1 protein-coding gene is annotated in these 2,368 nt (G+C 63.3%); it reads left to right on the top strand.

All coding sequences use genetic code 11. From position 1 onward, the window contains the following. Positions 1-2,368: DUF6531 domain-containing protein (locus HMPREF0106_RS00200; RefSeq protein ID WP_009041310.1), on the top strand; the 2,368-nt coding region annotated here is incomplete at both ends.

The following is a 2,368-nucleotide window of genomic DNA, read 5'->3' as shown; positions in this document are numbered from 1 at the left end:
AATGGAGCCGGGCATGGTACTCCGATTCGGAGTACGAGGGCTGGCTGGGCCATGGCGTACACTGCTGCTATGACCGCACGGTGGAAAGTTTCGAGGACGAGGGCGTGACGATGCTCCGCATGGAGGACGGCCGTGCCGTCGCTTTCCCGCCGATAGCACCGGGCGGCGAGTTCTACATGCGCACGGAACGCGTGACGTTGCGCCGCACCGAAAAAGGCTACGAGGCATACAGCCATGACAGCCTGCTCACATACCGCTTCGACATGCGGGACGGCGGCGCGTGGCGCATGACGCGCATAGAAAACCCCGACGGGCTTCACATACAGCTCCGTTTCAGCAACGGCAGGTTCTCCGGAGTGAGCGACCCTGCCGGACGCACGGTACACGCCGCCACCGACACGAAGGGACGCGTCACGAGCCTGTCGTTCGTCACCGGCAAGGGAGAAGAGCGTCTGGTGTCGTACACCTACGACGAATCCGGCAACATGACGGGCATCACCGACGCCATGGACAAGACCACGGAGATGTCGTATAGCGGCCACCTGATGACGGAGAAGACCGACCGCAACGGCGACACCTACCGCTGGGAATACGACAGCAAGGGACGGTGCGTCCATACCTACGGCACGGACGGCATGATGGAGGGGCGCATCGAGTACCACCCGTCCGAAGGCTACAACCTCGTGACCGACTCCACGGGCGGCACGACCACCTACCGATATACACCCGACCAGCTTGTGACCTCCGAGATTGACCCGCTCGGCAACGAGACGCGCCACAGCTACACGGACTTCATGGAGCCTTACCGCACCATCGACCCAGAGGGCGGCGTCACGGGCTACAGTTACGACAATGACGGCAACCTCACCGGTGTCACGTACCCCGACGGCGGCGGCGAGATGTACATATACGACGACAAGGGACGGCTGAGCATCCATGTGGACCGTGAGGGCAACAAGACTGTCCGCCTGTACGACACGGAGCGTCCGCACCTTGTCAGCCGCTTCATAGACCGTGACGGCGGCGTCACGGAGTTCACCTACGACAGCCACGGCCAGCCCGTGGGCGTCGGCAAGGGAGACCGCCGCTCTGAACTGTCCTACGACAGCTCGCTGAACCTCGTGTCATGGCACGAGGACGGAAGGCTGCTCGGCGGCTGGAAGCATGATGCCAGGGGCAGGCTCATCGAGCGAAGCTCTCCCGGCAACCGCACGGAGTTCTACGTGTATGACGCCCTGGACCGCCTGCGGCGCATAGACGCCCGTGACGGTAACGTCATACACCTCGGCTACGACAGCTACGACAGCATCACGGAGGCGCGTGACGCGCGACGCCATGTCCGCATGGGCTACAACTCCGTGGGGAGCATGACATGGCGCGAGGAAGGCGGGAACAGGGTGAGCTTCCGCTACGACGGGATGGACCGCCTGCGCGAGGTGGTCAACGAGGCCGGTGCCGGGTATGTCTTCAGGCGCGACCTTGCGGGCAACATATCGTCGGAAAAGGACTACGGCGGCATAGAGCGCATATACCACAGGGACGGTTGCGGACGTGTGACACGCATAGATCGTCCCGGGGGGCGCAGCACCGCCTACACATACGACACCATGGGACGCGTGCTCGCAGCCGAGTACCACGACGGCACGAAAGAGGAATACGGCTACGACAGGAACGGGCTGATGGCCACCGCCGACAACGGTGAGGCGCGCATGGTGTTCGAACGCGACCCGATGGGGCGTGTGACAAGGGAGACGATGGGGCTTCCCGGAGGTGACAGGTTCATGGAGGTCATGTCGGTGGAGTCGGAATACAACGCATACGGCGAGCGCACCCGTGTGGGAAGCTCACTGGGAGCCGACACGGAGCTGTCATACGACAGGCTCGGACTTGTCGAAAGGATAAAGGCCACCGTCGGGAAACCGGAAGCGGATGAAGCGTCCGCATACGGCGATGCCGGAGGGGACGTCCGGCCATGGGAAAGCACCATAGGCAGGGACGACGCCGGGCGTGAGGTGGAGCGTTTCGCAACAGGAGGGATAAGGATCACCACGGACTACAACGACATGGGGCTTGTCCGCTCGCGCCACGTGCGTTCGGGCAACCGCCACACGGGTTGGAGAAGCTACCGCTGGGACGTGGGCGCGAGGCTGATGTCGATGCGCGGCAACCTGTCACCGGAGCCGGTCATCTTCGACTACGACTCGATGTGCAACCTCGTCAGGGGCGACTACTCCATGCACGAGAGCGTCTTCCGTGCCCCCGACAAGGTGGGCAACCTGTACCGGGAGGACGGATGCAAGGGACGCGAGTATGACCGTGGCGGACGTCTGCTGTGGGACGGAGAGTACCATTACCGCTATGACTGCGA

Source organism: Bacteroides sp. D22 (genome assembly GCF_000163675.1).
In the GTDB taxonomy this organism is placed as follows: Bacteria; Bacteroidota; Bacteroidia; order Bacteroidales; family Bacteroidaceae; genus Bacteroides; species Bacteroides xylanisolvens.
Note: the sequence above shows the minus strand (reverse complement) of the source record. Positions and strands in the feature narration are given on the sequence as shown.